Origin of the sequence: Legionella tunisiensis, from assembly GCF_000308315.1 — a bacterium.
Classification (GTDB): Bacteria; Pseudomonadota; Gammaproteobacteria; order Legionellales; family Legionellaceae; genus Tatlockia; species Tatlockia tunisiensis.
Window position 1 is genome coordinate 1 of sequence record NZ_CALJ01000312.1, and the last position, 14,721, is coordinate 14,721.

A 14,721-nucleotide genomic window follows, 5' to 3' on the forward strand; every position below is an offset into this window, starting at 1 on the left:
CGCTAAATAACGGCGGCAAGCATCAGTAATACCCAGTACCCATCCCGCTGCAATAAATTACTGCCGGCATCGATTTCTCCTGGTTGGCTACATCCGCCAAAGGCACATGGTCAATGGACCATCGGTAGGGGGAATCTTGTTCTCGTTTAATAATGGGCATGATGGCGTTATGACCGCTTAAAGCTAATTCAACAGCTGCTTTACCTAGCGCATAAGCCTGCTCAAGATCGACTTGAGAAGCAATATGACGTGCTGCACGTTGCAGATAGTCAGCAACTGCCCAATGGTATTTATAACCGAGTTCAGCTTTTACCAATTGCGCAATCACTGGAGCAACACCACCCAACTGTGCATGGCCAAAGGCATCACGTAAACCGGCATCGCTTAAAAATTGTCCTTCCTCATTGCGAATGCCCTCGGAAACGACTACAACACAATAACCATATTTTTTACGCAGTCGTCCACTTTCTTTAAGAAAGTTTGCTGGATAAAAGGGACTTCAGGAAATAGAATGATATGAGGTGGTTCCTGAGTATTTTTGCCCGCTAAACCACTGGCAGCAGCGATCCATCCTGCATGACGACCCATCACTTCGAGAATGAAAACTTTAGTGGAAGACGCTGCCATTGAAGCGACATCAAAACCTGCTTCCATGGTTGAAATGGCCACATATTTTGCGACTGAACCAAAACCGGGACAGGTATCGGTGAAGGGTAAATCATTATCCACTGTTTTTGGAATACCGATACAAGTGATTGGATAGCCCATGCTGCTGCCTAATTTGGATATCTTATGCGCTGTATCCTGGGAGTCGCCACCGCCATTATAAAAGAAATAGCCAATATCGTGTGCTTTAAAGACATCAATCAGGCGTTCATATTCGGCACCATTATCTTTCAATTTATAACGGCATGAACCAAAAGCACCTGAGGGAGTATGCATCAGTTTTGCAATATCTTCAGAACTTTCTAAAGAGGTATCAAATCAATTGTTCATTGAGAGCGCCAATAATGCCATTTTGAGCAGCGAAGACTTTGGCTATTTTATCAGAATGAAGACGTGCTGTTTCAATAACGCCACAAGCTGAAGCGTTAATAACCGCTGTTACTCCACCTGACTGGGCATAGATTGCATTTTTAATCGACATAATTTCTCCGTGATAAACAGTCACTTAGAGGGACTGGCTTGATACAAATTGTCAAATTCATCAATAACTTCATCAATGCTTTGAATAAGTTCCGCAAAGGTCGGTTTTAACTCGTCTATTTTTTCACTTGCTTGGCTTGTTTTTCTAAACGAGTGACTTGTATTTGCAAGTGTGGAACACCGCAAAAGCAACAAGCTCCATGCAATTTATGGGCGGCATTTTCCAGGCCTTTCACATCTTTATCATGCATGAGTTGAATAAATTCCTGGCGATTTTTTCTTAATTCTTCAACAAAACGAGTAAGAAATTCCTCGGCTAAAGCTTTATTACCGGATACTTTTTGCACACACAGTTGCCAGTCTATCGCGGAAGGTTTTGCTTTTTTATAATTCGTAATAGATGGTTAAGTAATTGATTTTCGTCAATTGGTTTTTGCAGACAAAGATCAACGCCAGCCTTTTTTAATTTTTCGCTATGGAGTTCGGTACTATTTGCACTAATCACAATAATGGGCGTCTGTCTATTTAGCATGGATTTGTGACGGATGAGATGTGCTGCATCCAGCCCATTCAGTTTGGGCATTTGCAAATCAAGTAAGATCACATTGTATCGTTTACCTTGACAAGATTTAACAGCTTCTTCACCATTATCTACTGTTTCAATATTGCTATGCTCTCCTAAGAGTGAATTGAGCAACATGCGATTAACGGGATTATCTTCGGCGATTAAAATATCAGGACGTGCAAGGCGAAGTTGGGAACGTAATTGGTCTAATTCCTGATTGGCTGTTGAGCTTTGCGTAACTTGGTTAATAAGGGATTCAAGGATGTCATGCAATTTTTGAATACTAATGGGTTTGAATAAAAAGGCTTTCGCACCAAGTGCTTCAGGTTCATGAATGAGCCATTTAGAGACAAGAATACAGGCGATGGATTGTTTGCGTATTACCTGGGCAACTTGCTTTTCGCAACCCTCATTCACATTAATAAAAGCTAACGAACAATCATTGTGTTCAGCAAATGCTTTTTCAAGCTGATTAAATGCACTGATCCGAATACACTCAATCCCCCCAAGAACCTAAACCATTACACATTGCTTCTAAATATAAAGGATTGTCATCATAACAAAGTACTTTAAGGTAGCCAAAACGGTGGCTTTGATGTTTTTCAACTTCATAGGCAGCTAATTTTTCCAGCTTTACTCGCACAGAAAAAGTTGATCCTTTATTGGGTTCGCTGGTCAGTGAAATACGACCTTGCATGGCCTCGGCAAGTTTCTTGCAGATCACCAATCCCAAGCCAGAACCACCAAAACGACGGGTAATAGTTGTATCTGCCTGGTTAAAGGCATGGAACAATTTACTTTGATCGTCAGCGGAAATACCAATGCCCGTATCCGTGACTGATAAGCATAAGGTATAATCTTTATCATTTTCCTGCTCAATACAGGTACGAATAAGAACATAACCATGATCAGTGAATTTTACTGCGTTACTGATTAGGTTGCTAATAATTTGCTTCAGGCGTAAAGGATCGCCGAGAACCGTTTTGGGAACATTAATTTCAGTTGCGGGAATGAGATCGATTCCTTTCTTATGCGCATTAGGGGCAGTTAATGCCAATACTTCATCAATGCAAGCGCGGATATCGAGCGGGATGCAATCTAAATGCAATTTGCCCGCATCCATTTTTGAATAATCCAGAATGTCATTGATAATGGCTAATAAATCTTGTGCTGAAGACTTAATTGTTTTGACATAATCTAATTGCAAGCTGTCTAACTTGCTTTCCAATAACACATTGGTAAAACCAATGACGCCATTCATTGGTGTGCGAATTTCGTGACTCATATTGGCAATAAATTCAGATTGTTGTCGACTTTTCTCTTCGAATTTCTTTTTCTCTAGCGATGATTGAATATTTTTTTCTTCGAGCAATTCCAGGCTTTGTTGTAAATCTGCAGTGGCTGTCTCAATATGGTGATTAAGTTCGTGTAACGTTATTTAAATACTTGTTTTTGTAGATTGAGCCTGAGACTGACCAAGGCACACGAGGGGATAACTTGATACTTTGATCTGAGTTTCAAATTCATTACTGAGGATTTGTTTCATGCTGCGGCGTAAACGGGAAATCGGAAGATAAATTCGTTTTGATAGAAAATAATGAATCGTCAAGCTAATCAATAAACCCAGCAAAGTAATAAAAATAGTGATGATATACATCTGATAACGTTTAATCAGCACTGATTGAGTATCAATGTCGATGGACAACCATCCTAAAATATCGTCCGCTTGCGGGGCGATGGGGTTGCTGAACATTTTAAAGGGAATAGTTGAGTAGAGATTAAATTTAGGAATAGTCACAGGCGCTAAAAAATTAATAAGATAGGGTTTTATTTGTTTTCTTTCGATATAGTCACCAGTAAATTCCGGTGGCTTAAACGGTTTGTGAATAGAATGTTTGCCCCCTCGATAGGCCAGTAATTGGCCATGGGCACCGTAAAAAGCCAATGCTTTAATTTCGGGATTTACTGTGGAGGCATTAATTAAGCCCTGCAAGGTTCTATTATCATTGCGCATCATGGCAAATTGAGCAGCTGGTAAAAGTTGGCGGATATAAGCTTCGCCAAGCCGCGACATATGTAACTCTAAATCTTTGTTAAATTGGCCGTTGTAAAACACTGCAAACAGAAGGGCGACCAAAAGGATGGGTATCAGGGTAGTAATTCGCAATTGGTATTTTATACCGAGTCTTTTCATGCAGAGTACCTGTTGTGAATCAAATGATAGACGTTGGGCACAGTGATTTTCCTGTAAAAGGCAAAGACATAGAGCGCATTTGTTTGTTTTGCGTTACTGGTAAAGTCGGCTATTATAGCGCGATTGTTTAATTGCTTACAACGGAGCATCTGGATGGTAGTAAGAACCCGCTTTGCCCCAAGCCCTACCGGTTTTTTACATGTAGGTGGTGTACGTACCGCTTTGTTTTCCTGGTTATACGCCAGGCGTCATCAGGGTGAATTTATACTGCGTATCGAAGACACCGATCAAGAACGTTCAACGCAGGAGTCAGTGCAAGCAATCCTGGATGGCATGGCATGGTTAGGTTTGGATTATAACGAGGGTCCCTTTTACCAAACGAAACGGTATGCTCGTTACCAAGAAATAGCACAACAGTTATTGAAGGAAGATAAGGCCTACTGCTGTGTTTGTAGCAAAGAGCGCTTGGAAACGTTACGAGAAACGCAACTCGCTAACAAAGAAAAACCACGCTATGACGGCCATTGCCGTGATAAAAATTTACCTGCTACTGGAAGCTATGTATTACGCTTTAAGAATCCCCAAACTGGCGTTGTCTCTTTTACTGATCAAGTTTATGGTGATATTCATGTTGATAATAATGAATTGGATGATTTGATTCTGGTACGTTCCGACGGTAATCCTACCTACAATTTTGCTGTAGTAATTGATGATTGGGATATGCAAATTACTCATGTGATTCGTGGTGATGATCATATCAACAATACGCCGCGACAAATTAATCTATTTAAGGCTTTAAATGCACCAGTACCCGTCTTTGCTCATTTACCAATGATTCTTGGTGACGATGGCAAGCGTTTATCAAAACGTCATGGCGCGGTAAGTGTTTTGCAATTTAAAGAATTAGGTATTTTACCTCACGCGTTATTAAATTATTTGGTCCGATTGGGGTGGTCATATGGTGATCAGGAAATTTTTAGTGTCGCAGAAATGATTGCCAGCTTTGATTTAAAAAACGTTAGCCGTGGTGTATCCAGTTTTAATTACGATAAACTTTATTGGTTAAATCAACATTATCAAAAAATGATCCAGCAGAAACGGTTGCTGAGGCTTTGCGTTGGCATTTTATTCAGCAAGGTATGGATTTAAATCAGGGGCCGAATTTGGTTGATTTAGTCTCTATTCAAGCTGAACGTTGCAAAACTTTGGTAGAAATCTGTGAGAAGAGCCATTATTTTTATCAAGATAGTATTGATTATGATGAGGAAGCAGTAAAGAAGCATCTTCGTCCAGTAGTTTTGGCTCCGCTTGAAGAGCTCTATTTGCGTTTACAGGCGTTAAAGGATTGGGAGAAAGATGCTTTACAAACCTGTATCAATGACGTGAGCGCTGAATTTGATATTAACTTAGGGAAGATAGCCCAGCCTTTGCGTGTTGCAGTCACTGGCAGCAGCATGTCACCGGCAATTGATATGACGCTTAGCTTGTTGGGTAGACAACGCACGTTAACGCGCTTGGAGCAAGCATTGCAGCGTATTCGCGTGCGCGCTGCTAGTGCAGAATAGCAATATTATCGTAATTTAAGGAGTGAGGGAGTCTTTACTGGCTTCCTCATTTAGATCAATTACTTGATTTGATGGTATTCGCGGTGTGCGAAAGTAGGCAATGGCCCACGCTAAAGGTCTTGGTAGACAATAGGCACCCGCACACAATCCAACAAAGAATGAAGCAGGGACAGAGCAAATAAATGCCAATTTAGTTTGGCTAGAAATATCCTCATCGTCTTGCAGAATAAAATAGATCCCGATATGTAATCCTGTTAAGCCAAGTCCGAGCGCCCAACTTGGTAATTTGCTGAACCATCCTTGTTGTCTCAGCTCAGAACTGAGCTCGTCTATTTTTTCTTGTCGTTCCTCGAGTTGGAGAAAATAACGTTTTTCACGCTCTGCGATCAATTGGTTGATTATTGGTTGAATATGCTGTGTTACGATTTCAGGATCCAACTCGTTATTACGTAAGTTAAAGAACAGATGGCGTGATTTAACTGCTTTTCCTGCTAATATTTTTAAGCTAGGCACTTGAAACTCTGTAGTCATTTTGGGAGCGAGGCTCGGAGAAGGGGAATCATTGAGGGATGATGTTGATTCAGGCATCGTATCTCCTTGGAGTAGTTAGGCAAACAATTATTCTCTCGTGGTATCTGTCTATTTTTCAAGGCATCGAGTAACTAATTTCAATTCACCAAGATGTTCTGCTTCAATAATTCTAGCTATACTTCACTACAACGACCTTCTTTTGAGCACTGCTATGGTCCAAGATTTAAATGAAGAAATTCATCAATTTAATCAACAAGCATTGAAACAAGAGTTAACTGCAGCACTGATTATTCATAATCAATTCGTTGCCATTACCGAGGATATAGGCGGGAATTATCATTCTGATCAGACACAAGAATTGCAAAAAAGAATCCTCGATATTGCTGGGCAAAGCATTAAAAGCCTATTGCATACTGATTCCAAAGAAGTGTTTATCATGCACCAGGACAGATTAATCCACTTGTTGACAAACATAAAAGAGAAATTGGCTCTGGAGGGTGATTTTGACCAGGCGTTGGAAGATTACCGTTTCTTCCATCATATCCATCGGGTTCTGCGTAATGCCACGCTAAAAACTAGCAAAGACCTATTAGATAATTTGCCACTTTGGTTTAAAAAGCATCCCTATTACAAAAATTGGCAGGAGAAATTAGTAGGGTTGGCAGCACAGGAGAAAGCTAGCGCTTTTGAAGCCTATAAAAAAGGACTGATTGAGGAGTTACTCATTAAAGAGTCTTATCAAGATTTAGCGAACCTCGCTTCTTTGGCATTAATTGAAAAAATATGCGTTTGCTGGCTGATCTGCGATTGTCTTATTTGGAGGAAGCAAACAATCGAAAAAAATTTTTACCGATCTGGGATGGATGGGATTAGGTGTTTTATTGGTTGCTGTTGCAACAATTTTAGGTCTCGCTTTCCCCCTATTAATAATACCTGGCTTTGTAGTAGGCACGGCTGTTCTGGGTTATGGAGTGATAGATTTTGCCAAGGAGAGTACCAATCTTTATTCTGAAATTTACAATAAACAACTAGGTGATCGTGAGATATCAGCAGAGACTCTAGTTGAATTAAAGCGTCTAGAGAAACAGATTGATGGATTTGAGGCTGAGCAGTTTATTGCAAATCAGGAATTATTGGCCGAGCAATGGTCAACAGAAAAGAAATGGATGAAAGGAGCTGGTTACGCTGCTTCTTTTGCCGGTTTTGCTCTTGCCTTTGCTGGATTAGCTTTTCTTATTCCCGGAATAGGGGTTCCAGTGGCAGCCATCTTAATTGTAACCGTGTTGGCCGCGGTTATTACTGCAGCAACTGCTTTACTTATCGGAGTGAAAATTATGCGGGAGCGGCAGGAACTGCAAAAACGGCAGGAAGAGGTTGATAAACAAATCGAGAATGATGACCGATTACTCGCGGAGGTGGACTTGGAGATGTTGAAACCTTCCGAGTCGTTGCGTAACAGTTTTACTGTTGTATTCGAGAAAGAACAAGAAGCGAATGAGCAAGAAGTCAAAAAACTGGCGCTGACACCTAAACAACGAAGAGAGGCCTTTTTTCATGAAAAAGAGGATGAGGGCGAAGGTAGAAATGAGACAGATGATGAGCAACAGGAACAGATAGGAAAAGGCGATTCTGGTGAAGAGGATGAGGCTAAATCGCCAGGTAAAAATTAAAGGTGATAATCCCTTAAATCAACTGAAAAATAACCATGAGTTTTTATTTAAAAAGACTTGGTTTTTAGTATAAAAATCCAATAAAAATAATTGATTTTTTCTTTGTCTTTATAGACCGAAATTCCTGTGGTTAATCCTTTATAAGAGCATGGCAATTTTATATTTTTGACTTCCACAGGGGCAAGGTTCATTGCGAGATATTTTTGTTTTAAGATGGATTTCCCGTTTTAGGTGGTAGGCCATCGGTATAAAACCAAACGCCATTATGGCGTTGAAATTGACTTAGCTCATGAATGGTTTTAATAGTATTTTTTCCATATAGCTGGCAATAAACTCTACAAAACCTATGTTTTCGTCATTAGGATCTTGATAACTGGTGATAACTTGCAAACCCAACCATTTTACCTGTTTTGCCCATAGGGTTGTGTCACTGTCATTAAAACCTGCTAGGGGGTTACCAAGCATCGTTTTCCTTATGTAGTCAATTTTGGCTTGACTGTATGCTGTGTAACGAGAACGCATTAATGCTTCAGGTGTTTTAGCGGTTTCCTGCTTCTCTATATAGGAACCGCAACATGCTAAGTAATCAGTTGGTAAACCGCAGGGACATTGATTCATCTCGTTAACTCCAGTGCTTATTGATCAGGACTTACGCAAAACCCGCTCTCTTCGTTAAAAGTAAATTTTGCCTCGACCTCGAAGTTTTTCATAGGTCTTGTTGAGTCTGTTCACAGTGAATTATATCGTGAGTATAATCGTCGTCACCAAGTTATTATCTATTCAAATATAATTCTGTCGGGATTTAAGTGTATCGATTACTGTTGAGTGTGTAACACTCAGGATGAATGCTATTGACAGGTTACTGCTGAATGGATTGTTAGTAGCGGTTTACTAAAGGAATAAAATAAACATGATTACCTTATACCAATTTCCTGGAATTTGGGGTTTGCCTAATGCAAGTCCTTTTTGTTTGAAAATTGAAACTTATTTGCGTATGGCAGAAATTCCTTATGAAATTAGATTTCTCAGGGATCCACGAAAAAGTCCGAAGGGAAAATTACCTTTTATTAAAATTGACGACAAATTAATTCCGGATAGTGAAATAATTATTGATTATCTTAAGGGAAAATTTGGCGATGTATTGGATAAAAATTTAAATACGGAACAAAAGGCGTTATCAGCTCTGCTGGATGATGTATTTTCTGAGCGGTTATATTGGATCATGCTTTATATGCGTTGGCAAGTTGATGCAGTATGGCCCCCATTTGCGAGATACTTTTTTTGGGGAATTACCGTTTTTAAAAATTATTTTTGCCGAAAATTATACGAAAAGAGATGCAGAAAGCTTTATATTTTCAAGGTACTGGTCGACACAGTTATGATGAAGTATTACAAATGGGATATAAAACATTGGATGCACTAGCAACTGTTCTCGGTGAAAAGAAATATTTTCATGGTACGGAACTCACGGGTATTGATGCGACAGCATTTGGTTTTTAGCGAATATTGTTTGGTTTCCTTATGATTGTAATTTAAAAACACATGCACATAAACATAAAAATATCCTCTTTTTTTGCGATAGAATGTGGTCTACTTTTTATCCTGAAATATCTAAACCCTTTGTAACCACTAATTAGTAGTATGAAAATTAATTAGCAATTCTTCCCTAATTGAGAGCCAGTGTTGCTTGATGCTGTTAACAGCATCAAGTATCTTACCCAACCTAATTGAGATTCTTTTTTATAATTTATAATGAGGATTGAGTTAATAATATGCGCTGTGTCAATTTATTTGCTTTTATGAAATAAACCCAGATCGGAAGCAGGATAAACCTGGCTTTGCAAGCATAATTTTATTTGTTAATATCTACTCCGTTTAATAACATTTGGGGTGATAAAATGCCAATTATCAATGGTACTCGCGTGCAAAAGAAAGAAAAAATCAAAGCTGAAATCAGCAGTGAAACTTTTGAGATGATCAATGCATATTGTGCTTGGGCCAATATTGATGATATCAGTTTTTTATTGAAGAAGCGGCTAGTTTTGTTTTTGCAAAAGATCGTGACTGGAAACAGCACAGAAAATCAGCTAAAAAGCGTGCTGAAGCTGCCCAGGCTTAATTTATTGTGAGTGAGGGTGTCAGTTTTATGACGCCTTCACTAAGTGGTATTTGTCGTCTGTTGTCTGTAAGTCATTCACTGAAGTAATACAAGTTTGTTTAAACAGAGTACTAAGTTTCATTCAGTCAGTATCAATGTAATTGGCTCAGAATAGCGCTCCCGTTTCAGATGGTACGATTTACATCAATTTATTAAAAATTGCTTGACAGCTTTAAGGTGCCTCATTAAACTGCGATTCTTATTTTGGGGCTATAGCTCAGCTGGGAGAGCGCTTGCATGGCATGCAAGAGGTCGGCGGTTCGATCCCGCCTAGCTCCACCATCATCAACGTTGGTTGATGGTGAGACATGTTCCCAAGGTCCCCATCGTCTAGAGGCCTAGGACACTGCCCTTTCACGGCGGTAACAGGGGTTCGAATCCCCTTGGGGACGCCATTTTCGGCTTGAGTGGCATAGTTAAAGTGTGTTAAGTTCCGGGTCCCCATCGTCTAGAGGCCTAGGACACTGCCCTTTCACGGCGGTAACAGGGGTTCGAATCCCCTTGGGGACGCCATTCTGGCTAGTCGATTTTTGAATTTAGATTCCATTTTTTTCTTAGAGTCAGTGTCTATCATATGCTCTGCCGTTATGCTGTAAAATGTAAACGGAGAACTCGCAAAAGCTAGCTAATTCAGCTATATACTATAAACAGGAATGATTCTGCACAAGGTTTCTGCCATGGACATGAGAAAACACGTTTTATCACTTTCCCTGCTTAGTCTGTTATCTACTCCAATTTTCGCTGATACTCAGGAAGGGGAAGCAGCGTTTAATCAGCAACACTATGAGAAAGCATTTCTTCTTCTCTCTGATGAAGCCGCAAAAGGGGATGCTAAAGCCCAATATTTGCTAGGTAAAATGTATTACAACGGTCAGGGCGTTGCTTTTAATGCTGAAAAAGCTGAGCAATTATTACTTTCCTCTGCAAATCAGGGTAATGTTGACGCTCAAGTTTTATTAGCTGGTTTTTATTGGCATCAGAATACACCTGAAGGGTTTCGCAAGTCGCTTAGCTGGTATCAAAAAGCGGCTGATCAAAATAATGCAGATGCCCAATATGCTTTAGGATATATGTATCAATATGCGAATGGTGTGCCGCAAAATGATGAGCTGGCGATGTCATGGTATAAAAAATCAGCTGTACAAGGGAATTCCGATGCAGCCTTAGCGGTAGGTTTTATGTATGATTCTGGTGCTGGGGTAGAAAAAGATTTCGTTGAAGCAGCGAAATGGTATGAAAAATCTGCTGACCTAGGTAATACCAGTGCACTATATAACCTTGGTTTATTATATAAGTTTGGTGATGGTGTCCCAAAGGATGAGAATAAGGCATTTCAATATTTTCAAAAAGCTGCCGATCAGGGGCATGCGAAATCGCAATTGGAAGTAGGGTATTTCTATGATACTGGTAAAGGGGGTCAAACAGCTGATTTGCAAAAGGCGGCGTTGTGGTACCAAAAAAGTGCTGATCAGGGTAATCCCAATGCTCAGTTTAATATAGGTGACATGTATTTATATGGTGATGGAGTCACTAAGAATATTGAGCAGGCAGTTTCATGGATACGTAAATCTGCAGAGCAAGGTTTTGGAAAAGCACAATATAAGTTAGGCGTTTTTTACCGTGACGGAATTGGTGTTACAGCTGATCCAGTTGAAGCCTATGCATGGTTTACTGCTGCTGTGGGAAATGGTTTTAATGATGCTCAAAAAATCAAGATGAGCTTGAGAAAACATTAAGCGATGACCAATTAAAGCAAGCCAAGGAGTTAGGAAAAAGTACATAGAACGATATCAAAAGAAATCCCAGTAAGCGACCAATAGCGTGTATTTTAAGTGAGAAAATTATGAAAGAAAAGCACTACGCCTATAAAATAACTAGTCAATCTTCTGGGTTGCTTTGCACACATTCGGAAATTGAAGAAGAAAAGATGCTTGATTTATTGCAAGAGATTCAGCGGAGTGATTCTGAGGGTATTTATTGGATCTTTAAACAATTGGGGGATCAACCTAAGGAACAGCTTTGTATTATTGATTGTCGACACCAGCGAATTTATTATCATTATTCTGGCGATGTGGAAGAGTTGGCGAGTACAATTAAAAAATTGAGTAAGTAACATTCATTTAGCGTTACAAAATGAATGTTACTCTATAAGACATTTTACAGTCGCTCAAAAATAGTGCGGGTATTGAAGCCAAATAATCGCTCATGCATACGATAAGCATATTCGTCTGTCATATTAGCAATATAATCACAAACTACTCTAAAGGCAGCCATTTCATCAATTGCTTGATGAAATAATGCACGATTTTTATTATCAAGCAAACTGGCAGGATTAGAACTAATGGCTTCAAATAATCGTAGCACGACAGTTTGACCACCGTATTCAAAGGTACGGGCTTCCTGAGAGTCAATAACATGAAGATAAATACACCCCATCAGGTAGTTGAGTAAGGCGGCAGCTTGAGGTAATAAACAAATATTATACTTTAGCAAATTATTTTCAAAACTCTCATTAGTTATGGTGATTTGTGTTGCGGTGATAAAATAATTGACCATTTCACCGATGGCTTGTTTCCTTTGATCAAGTTCCTGGCTAAATAAAAAATCAAGTAATTGTTCAGAGTTTGGACTAAGTTGGGTTGTCGCGAGAAGTTGACGGAAATCGGTATTGTCCAACTGCTCTCGGTTTATCAAACGCAAATGAATGGCGTCTTCCAGATCATGCACACCATAAGCAATGTCATCAGCAATGTCCATAATAGAACAGTCGAAACTATGATAAGCAGCTTTCCCATGCTGTTGTGCCTGGGGAGTCTTTTGCAAAGATTGAAAGAGGACTTTATCATTTTCGCTGAAGGGCGATAGCAGCCAATCAATTTCAGGCTGCTCACAATCAAAGTAAGCTTTCGGTGGTAACCAATCATTAATGCGAATGGTTTTATGGAGTGATTCGACTACGTTAGGTAGCTCCGTTGCGACTACTTTTAAGCGATTAACCGGGTATTTGAGTATACCAAGCAAAGCTCGGCGAGTTAAATCAAGCCCATAGATGCCATAGCTGTTTTCTACTTTGGTTAATAAACGTAGGGTCTGCCCATTACCTTCAAATCCCCCGTGCATACGCATCATATAATTTAAAGCCACCTCTCCACCATGGCCGAACGGCGGATGACCAATGTCATGCAGTAAACAAATGACTGAAATCAAATCATCATTAGGAAGTAAACCTGGCAATATCGATTGTTGGTGATTAGTAGATAGATTACGTACGATACTGCGGCCTATAGAGGCTACTTCGAGAGAGTGTGTTAAACGCGTACGATGAAAGTCACCCTCATCAGTACCTAAAATTTGCGTTTTTCGTTGCAAACGGCGAAAGGCAGGGCAATGAATCACCCTCGTACGGTCCCTTTCGTAAGGATCCCGGTGATCCTGGTTACCACGTTGATGAGTTTGTCCTGAACGCCTGTGAGTCCACATATTGCTATATCAAATTACCAAAAATACTAAACTCCATACTGTATGCGATAGCATCAATTGAAACAACACAAGAGGCTAAAGTTTTTTAAATTCGGCAGATAACAAGAGTAAAACCTACATACCGTAGTAGAGTTTATTTTAGCTTAGACGAGGAAATAATGCTTCGAGTAGTGCAGAAGCACATTTTAACGAAATGTAACTGGAATAAAACGACTGTGGAAGGTGGGCCAAAGGGAAATGAAGCTTACTTATCCCATAACAATAAGCCTTATTTTGCTATGAAGACGCTTGCAGAATAAGTGATAAAGGGAGAGGTGCTATGAATAAGAAATTGCGTTCGTTGACTCTGGGTCTTTGTGTTACTACATTAACCGCTTGTGCCAACTACCAACAAAGTAGTTATTACACCACTTACCAACCGTATGTTTATACTGATACTTATTATCGTCAAGGTTACAATGGGGGAGTGGATTATAGTTATCAATCGCCAACTGGAGGGCAGGTGACTGTGCCTGACTCCTATTATGTAGGAGCTTATCATTCACCAACTTCTCATAAAGACATGGATAGAAATTGGGTAAATAACCAAAATCCCCGGGGATATACCATTGAGGTCGCTGAAGGTGAACGGGCTGCTCAGGTAGCTGGTAAGCTCTATAAATTACCCAAGAATGATCGAATGGCACAAATTAAATACAATAAAAATGGCAAAACTTACTACAAAGGAGTATACGGTAGTTACAATAGTTATGAGGATGCACAAAAAGCATTAAGTAATTTACCAGAAGACATGAAGCAAGGTGCTGGTATTCAGAGTTGGAGTAAAGTTCAGGCTAATGAAGATTATTAGAGGCTGCAGACCTTTCTACTCTTGGCACTGATGGTTTGATTTTCTGTACTTTGCTGCAATGCCCAAAAAATCAAGCCATAAACGTTCAAGCTAGCGAAATGTTAACTCTTTTATAAACAAGGGCGGGTGGTTTATTTTGCAGTGATAACAATCTGTAATTTGACTACACCAGCCGTAGGGGTTCGTTCTGCACTAAATTGTTTAAGTACGATGGCATAATTATTATTGAGAGTCCACAACCAGGATAAAAAGTGGTTAAAAGGGACTAGTTCATACGATAATTGAATGTCTCCTGCACCAGTTTGTTGTAGCTGATAGGGAAAAACCGTAAGGAGCCTGTGCCCAATTGATTGCCAATTAGAGTTAATAATTTGGCATTGTTAATAGACTGCTGTATTTTTTGCTTTTTAGGTTGTTGATGAACTTGTTGCATCCAAGTCAGTGTCTGTTGTTTTTCAGATAATTGTGCAGCTTTGTTACTAACAGCAGTCGTTAAGGGTGAATAAAGCAAAAGATAAAACAAATAAAACAAGACAAATAGGGAACCAATACCAACTATCCA

At 39.7% G+C, this 14,721-nt stretch carries 12 protein-coding genes, 3 tRNA genes and 4 pseudogenes; 12 read left to right on the top strand and 7 right to left on the bottom strand.

What is annotated here, in order from left to right; genetic code table 11:
- Both BN58_RS27290 and letS read right to left on the bottom strand, forming a co-directional pair.
- A pseudogene (locus BN58_RS27290) lies at positions 1 to 1,147 on the bottom strand (6-phosphofructokinase); the annotation flags it as partial.
- 20 nt (positions 1,148 to 1,167) lie between these two features.
- Positions 1,168 to 3,905: pseudogene (gene letS / locus BN58_RS27295) on the bottom strand (two-component system sensor histidine kinase LetS).
- Positions 3,906 to 4,058: 153 nt separating this feature from the next.
- On the opposite strand from letS, the pseudogene gltX reads away from it, so the two are divergent.
- A pseudogene (gene gltX / locus BN58_RS27300) lies at positions 4,059 to 5,470 on the top strand (glutamate--tRNA ligase).
- Positions 5,471 to 5,485: 15 nt separating this feature from the next.
- Here the strand turns inward: gltX and BN58_RS18965 are convergent.
- Entirely contained in the window at positions 5,486 to 6,058 is a 573-nt protein-coding gene (locus tag BN58_RS18965; protein WP_019218176.1) for a hypothetical protein, read from the bottom strand.
- A gap of 142 nt (positions 6,059 to 6,200) precedes the next feature.
- On the opposite strand from BN58_RS18965, the gene BN58_RS35400 reads away from it, so the two are divergent.
- Positions 6,201 to 7,013, top strand: coding sequence for a hypothetical protein (locus BN58_RS35400; RefSeq protein WP_232220813.1), 813 nt, complete (start codon positions 6,201 to 6,203; stop codon positions 7,011 to 7,013).
- The gene (locus BN58_RS18975) at positions 6,973 to 7,671 is read left to right on the top strand and encodes a phage holin family protein (RefSeq protein WP_019218178.1); all 699 of its coding nucleotides are present in this window, start codon (positions 6,973 to 6,975) and stop codon (positions 7,669 to 7,671) included. The genes BN58_RS35400 and BN58_RS18975 overlap by 41 nt, the downstream gene beginning before the upstream one ends.
- Positions 7,672 to 7,879: 208 nt before the next feature.
- On the opposite strand, the pseudogene BN58_RS27305 reads toward BN58_RS18975, so the two are convergent.
- Positions 7,880 to 8,289: pseudogene (locus BN58_RS27305) on the bottom strand (YchJ family protein).
- 292 nt (positions 8,290 to 8,581) lie between these two features.
- On the opposite strand from BN58_RS27305, the gene BN58_RS27310 reads away from it, so the two are divergent.
- The 8 genes from BN58_RS27310 (at position 8,582) to BN58_RS19015 (ending at position 11,942) form a co-directional block, all read left to right on the top strand.
- A complete protein-coding gene (locus BN58_RS27310; RefSeq protein WP_051131964.1) occupies positions 8,582 to 9,094 on the top strand; it encodes a Tom37 metaxin N-terminal-like domain-containing protein in 513 nt (170 codons plus the stop codon).
- Positions 9,067 to 9,171, top strand: coding sequence for a glutathione S-transferase C-terminal domain-containing protein (locus tag BN58_RS38105; RefSeq protein ID WP_408605513.1), 105 nt, complete (start codon positions 9,067 to 9,069; stop codon positions 9,169 to 9,171). The genes BN58_RS27310 and BN58_RS38105 overlap by 28 nt, the downstream gene beginning before the upstream one ends.
- A gap of 422 nt (positions 9,172 to 9,593) precedes the next feature.
- Positions 9,594 to 9,800, top strand: coding sequence for a hypothetical protein (locus tag BN58_RS27315; RefSeq protein ID WP_232220816.1), 207 nt, complete (start codon positions 9,594 to 9,596; stop codon positions 9,798 to 9,800).
- A gap of 235 nt (positions 9,801 to 10,035) precedes the next feature.
- A tRNA-Ala gene (locus tag BN58_RS18995) sits at positions 10,036 to 10,111 on the top strand.
- 37 nt (positions 10,112 to 10,148) lie between these two features.
- Positions 10,149 to 10,224 (top strand) — tRNA-Glu (locus BN58_RS19000).
- A 42-nt stretch (positions 10,225 to 10,266) separates the two neighbouring features.
- Positions 10,267 to 10,342: transfer RNA gene (locus BN58_RS19005), tRNA-Glu, on the top strand.
- A gap of 164 nt (positions 10,343 to 10,506) precedes the next feature.
- Entirely contained in the window at positions 10,507 to 11,565 is a 1,059-nt protein-coding gene (locus tag BN58_RS27320; RefSeq protein ID WP_269570474.1) for an SEL1-like repeat protein, read from the top strand.
- 107 nt (positions 11,566 to 11,672) lie between these two features.
- A complete protein-coding gene (locus BN58_RS19015; protein WP_019218181.1) occupies positions 11,673 to 11,942 on the top strand; it encodes a hypothetical protein in 270 nt (89 codons plus the stop codon).
- A 44-nt stretch (positions 11,943 to 11,986) separates the two neighbouring features.
- Here BN58_RS19015 and BN58_RS19020 read toward each other — a convergent pair whose 3' ends face one another.
- Entirely contained in the window at positions 11,987 to 13,309 is a 1,323-nt protein-coding gene (locus BN58_RS19020) for an anti-phage deoxyguanosine triphosphatase (protein WP_019218182.1), read from the bottom strand.
- Positions 13,310 to 13,628: 319 nt separating this feature from the next.
- On the opposite strand from BN58_RS19020, the gene BN58_RS19030 reads away from it, so the two are divergent.
- Positions 13,629 to 14,159 (top strand): SPOR domain-containing protein, encoded by a 531-nt coding sequence (locus tag BN58_RS19030; RefSeq protein WP_019218184.1) that lies wholly within the window; start codon positions 13,629 to 13,631, stop codon positions 14,157 to 14,159.
- Positions 14,160 to 14,290: 131 nt separating this feature from the next.
- Here the strand turns inward: BN58_RS19030 and gspM (BN58_RS38110) are convergent, their stop codons facing one another.
- Both gspM (BN58_RS38110) and gspM (BN58_RS29215) read right to left on the bottom strand, forming a co-directional pair.
- Positions 14,291 to 14,530: a type II secretion system protein GspM gene (gene gspM / locus BN58_RS38110; protein WP_083852274.1), complete on the bottom strand. Its 240-nt coding sequence runs from the start codon at positions 14,528 to 14,530 to the stop codon at positions 14,291 to 14,293.
- On the bottom strand, positions 14,425 to 14,721 hold a 297-nt coding region (gspM, locus tag BN58_RS29215), incomplete at its 5' end, for a type II secretion system protein GspM (protein ID WP_198009979.1). The genes gspM (BN58_RS29215) and gspM (BN58_RS38110), both read right to left, overlap by 106 nt.

Coding starts and splice junctions, on each gene's coding strand:
- BN58_RS19015 (WP_019218181.1), top strand. CDS start 11,673: ATGAAAGAAAAGCACTACGCCTATAAAATAACTAGTCAATCTTCTGGG.
- BN58_RS19030 (WP_019218184.1), top strand. CDS start 13,629: ATGAATAAGAAATTGCGTTCGTTGACTCTGGGTCTTTGTGTTACTACA.
- BN58_RS19020 (WP_019218182.1), bottom strand. CDS start 13,309: ATGTGGACTCACAGGCGTTCAGGACAAACTCATCAACGTGGTAACCAG.
- BN58_RS27320 (WP_269570474.1), top strand. CDS start 10,507: ATGGACATGAGAAAACACGTTTTATCACTTTCCCTGCTTAGTCTGTTA.
- BN58_RS38105 (WP_408605513.1), top strand. CDS start 9,067: ATGGGATATAAAACATTGGATGCACTAGCAACTGTTCTCGGTGAAAAG.
- BN58_RS18965 (WP_019218176.1), bottom strand. CDS start 6,058: ATGCCTGAATCAACATCATCCCTCAATGATTCCCCTTCTCCGAGCCTC.
- BN58_RS27310 (WP_051131964.1), top strand. CDS start 8,582: ATGATTACCTTATACCAATTTCCTGGAATTTGGGGTTTGCCTAATGCA.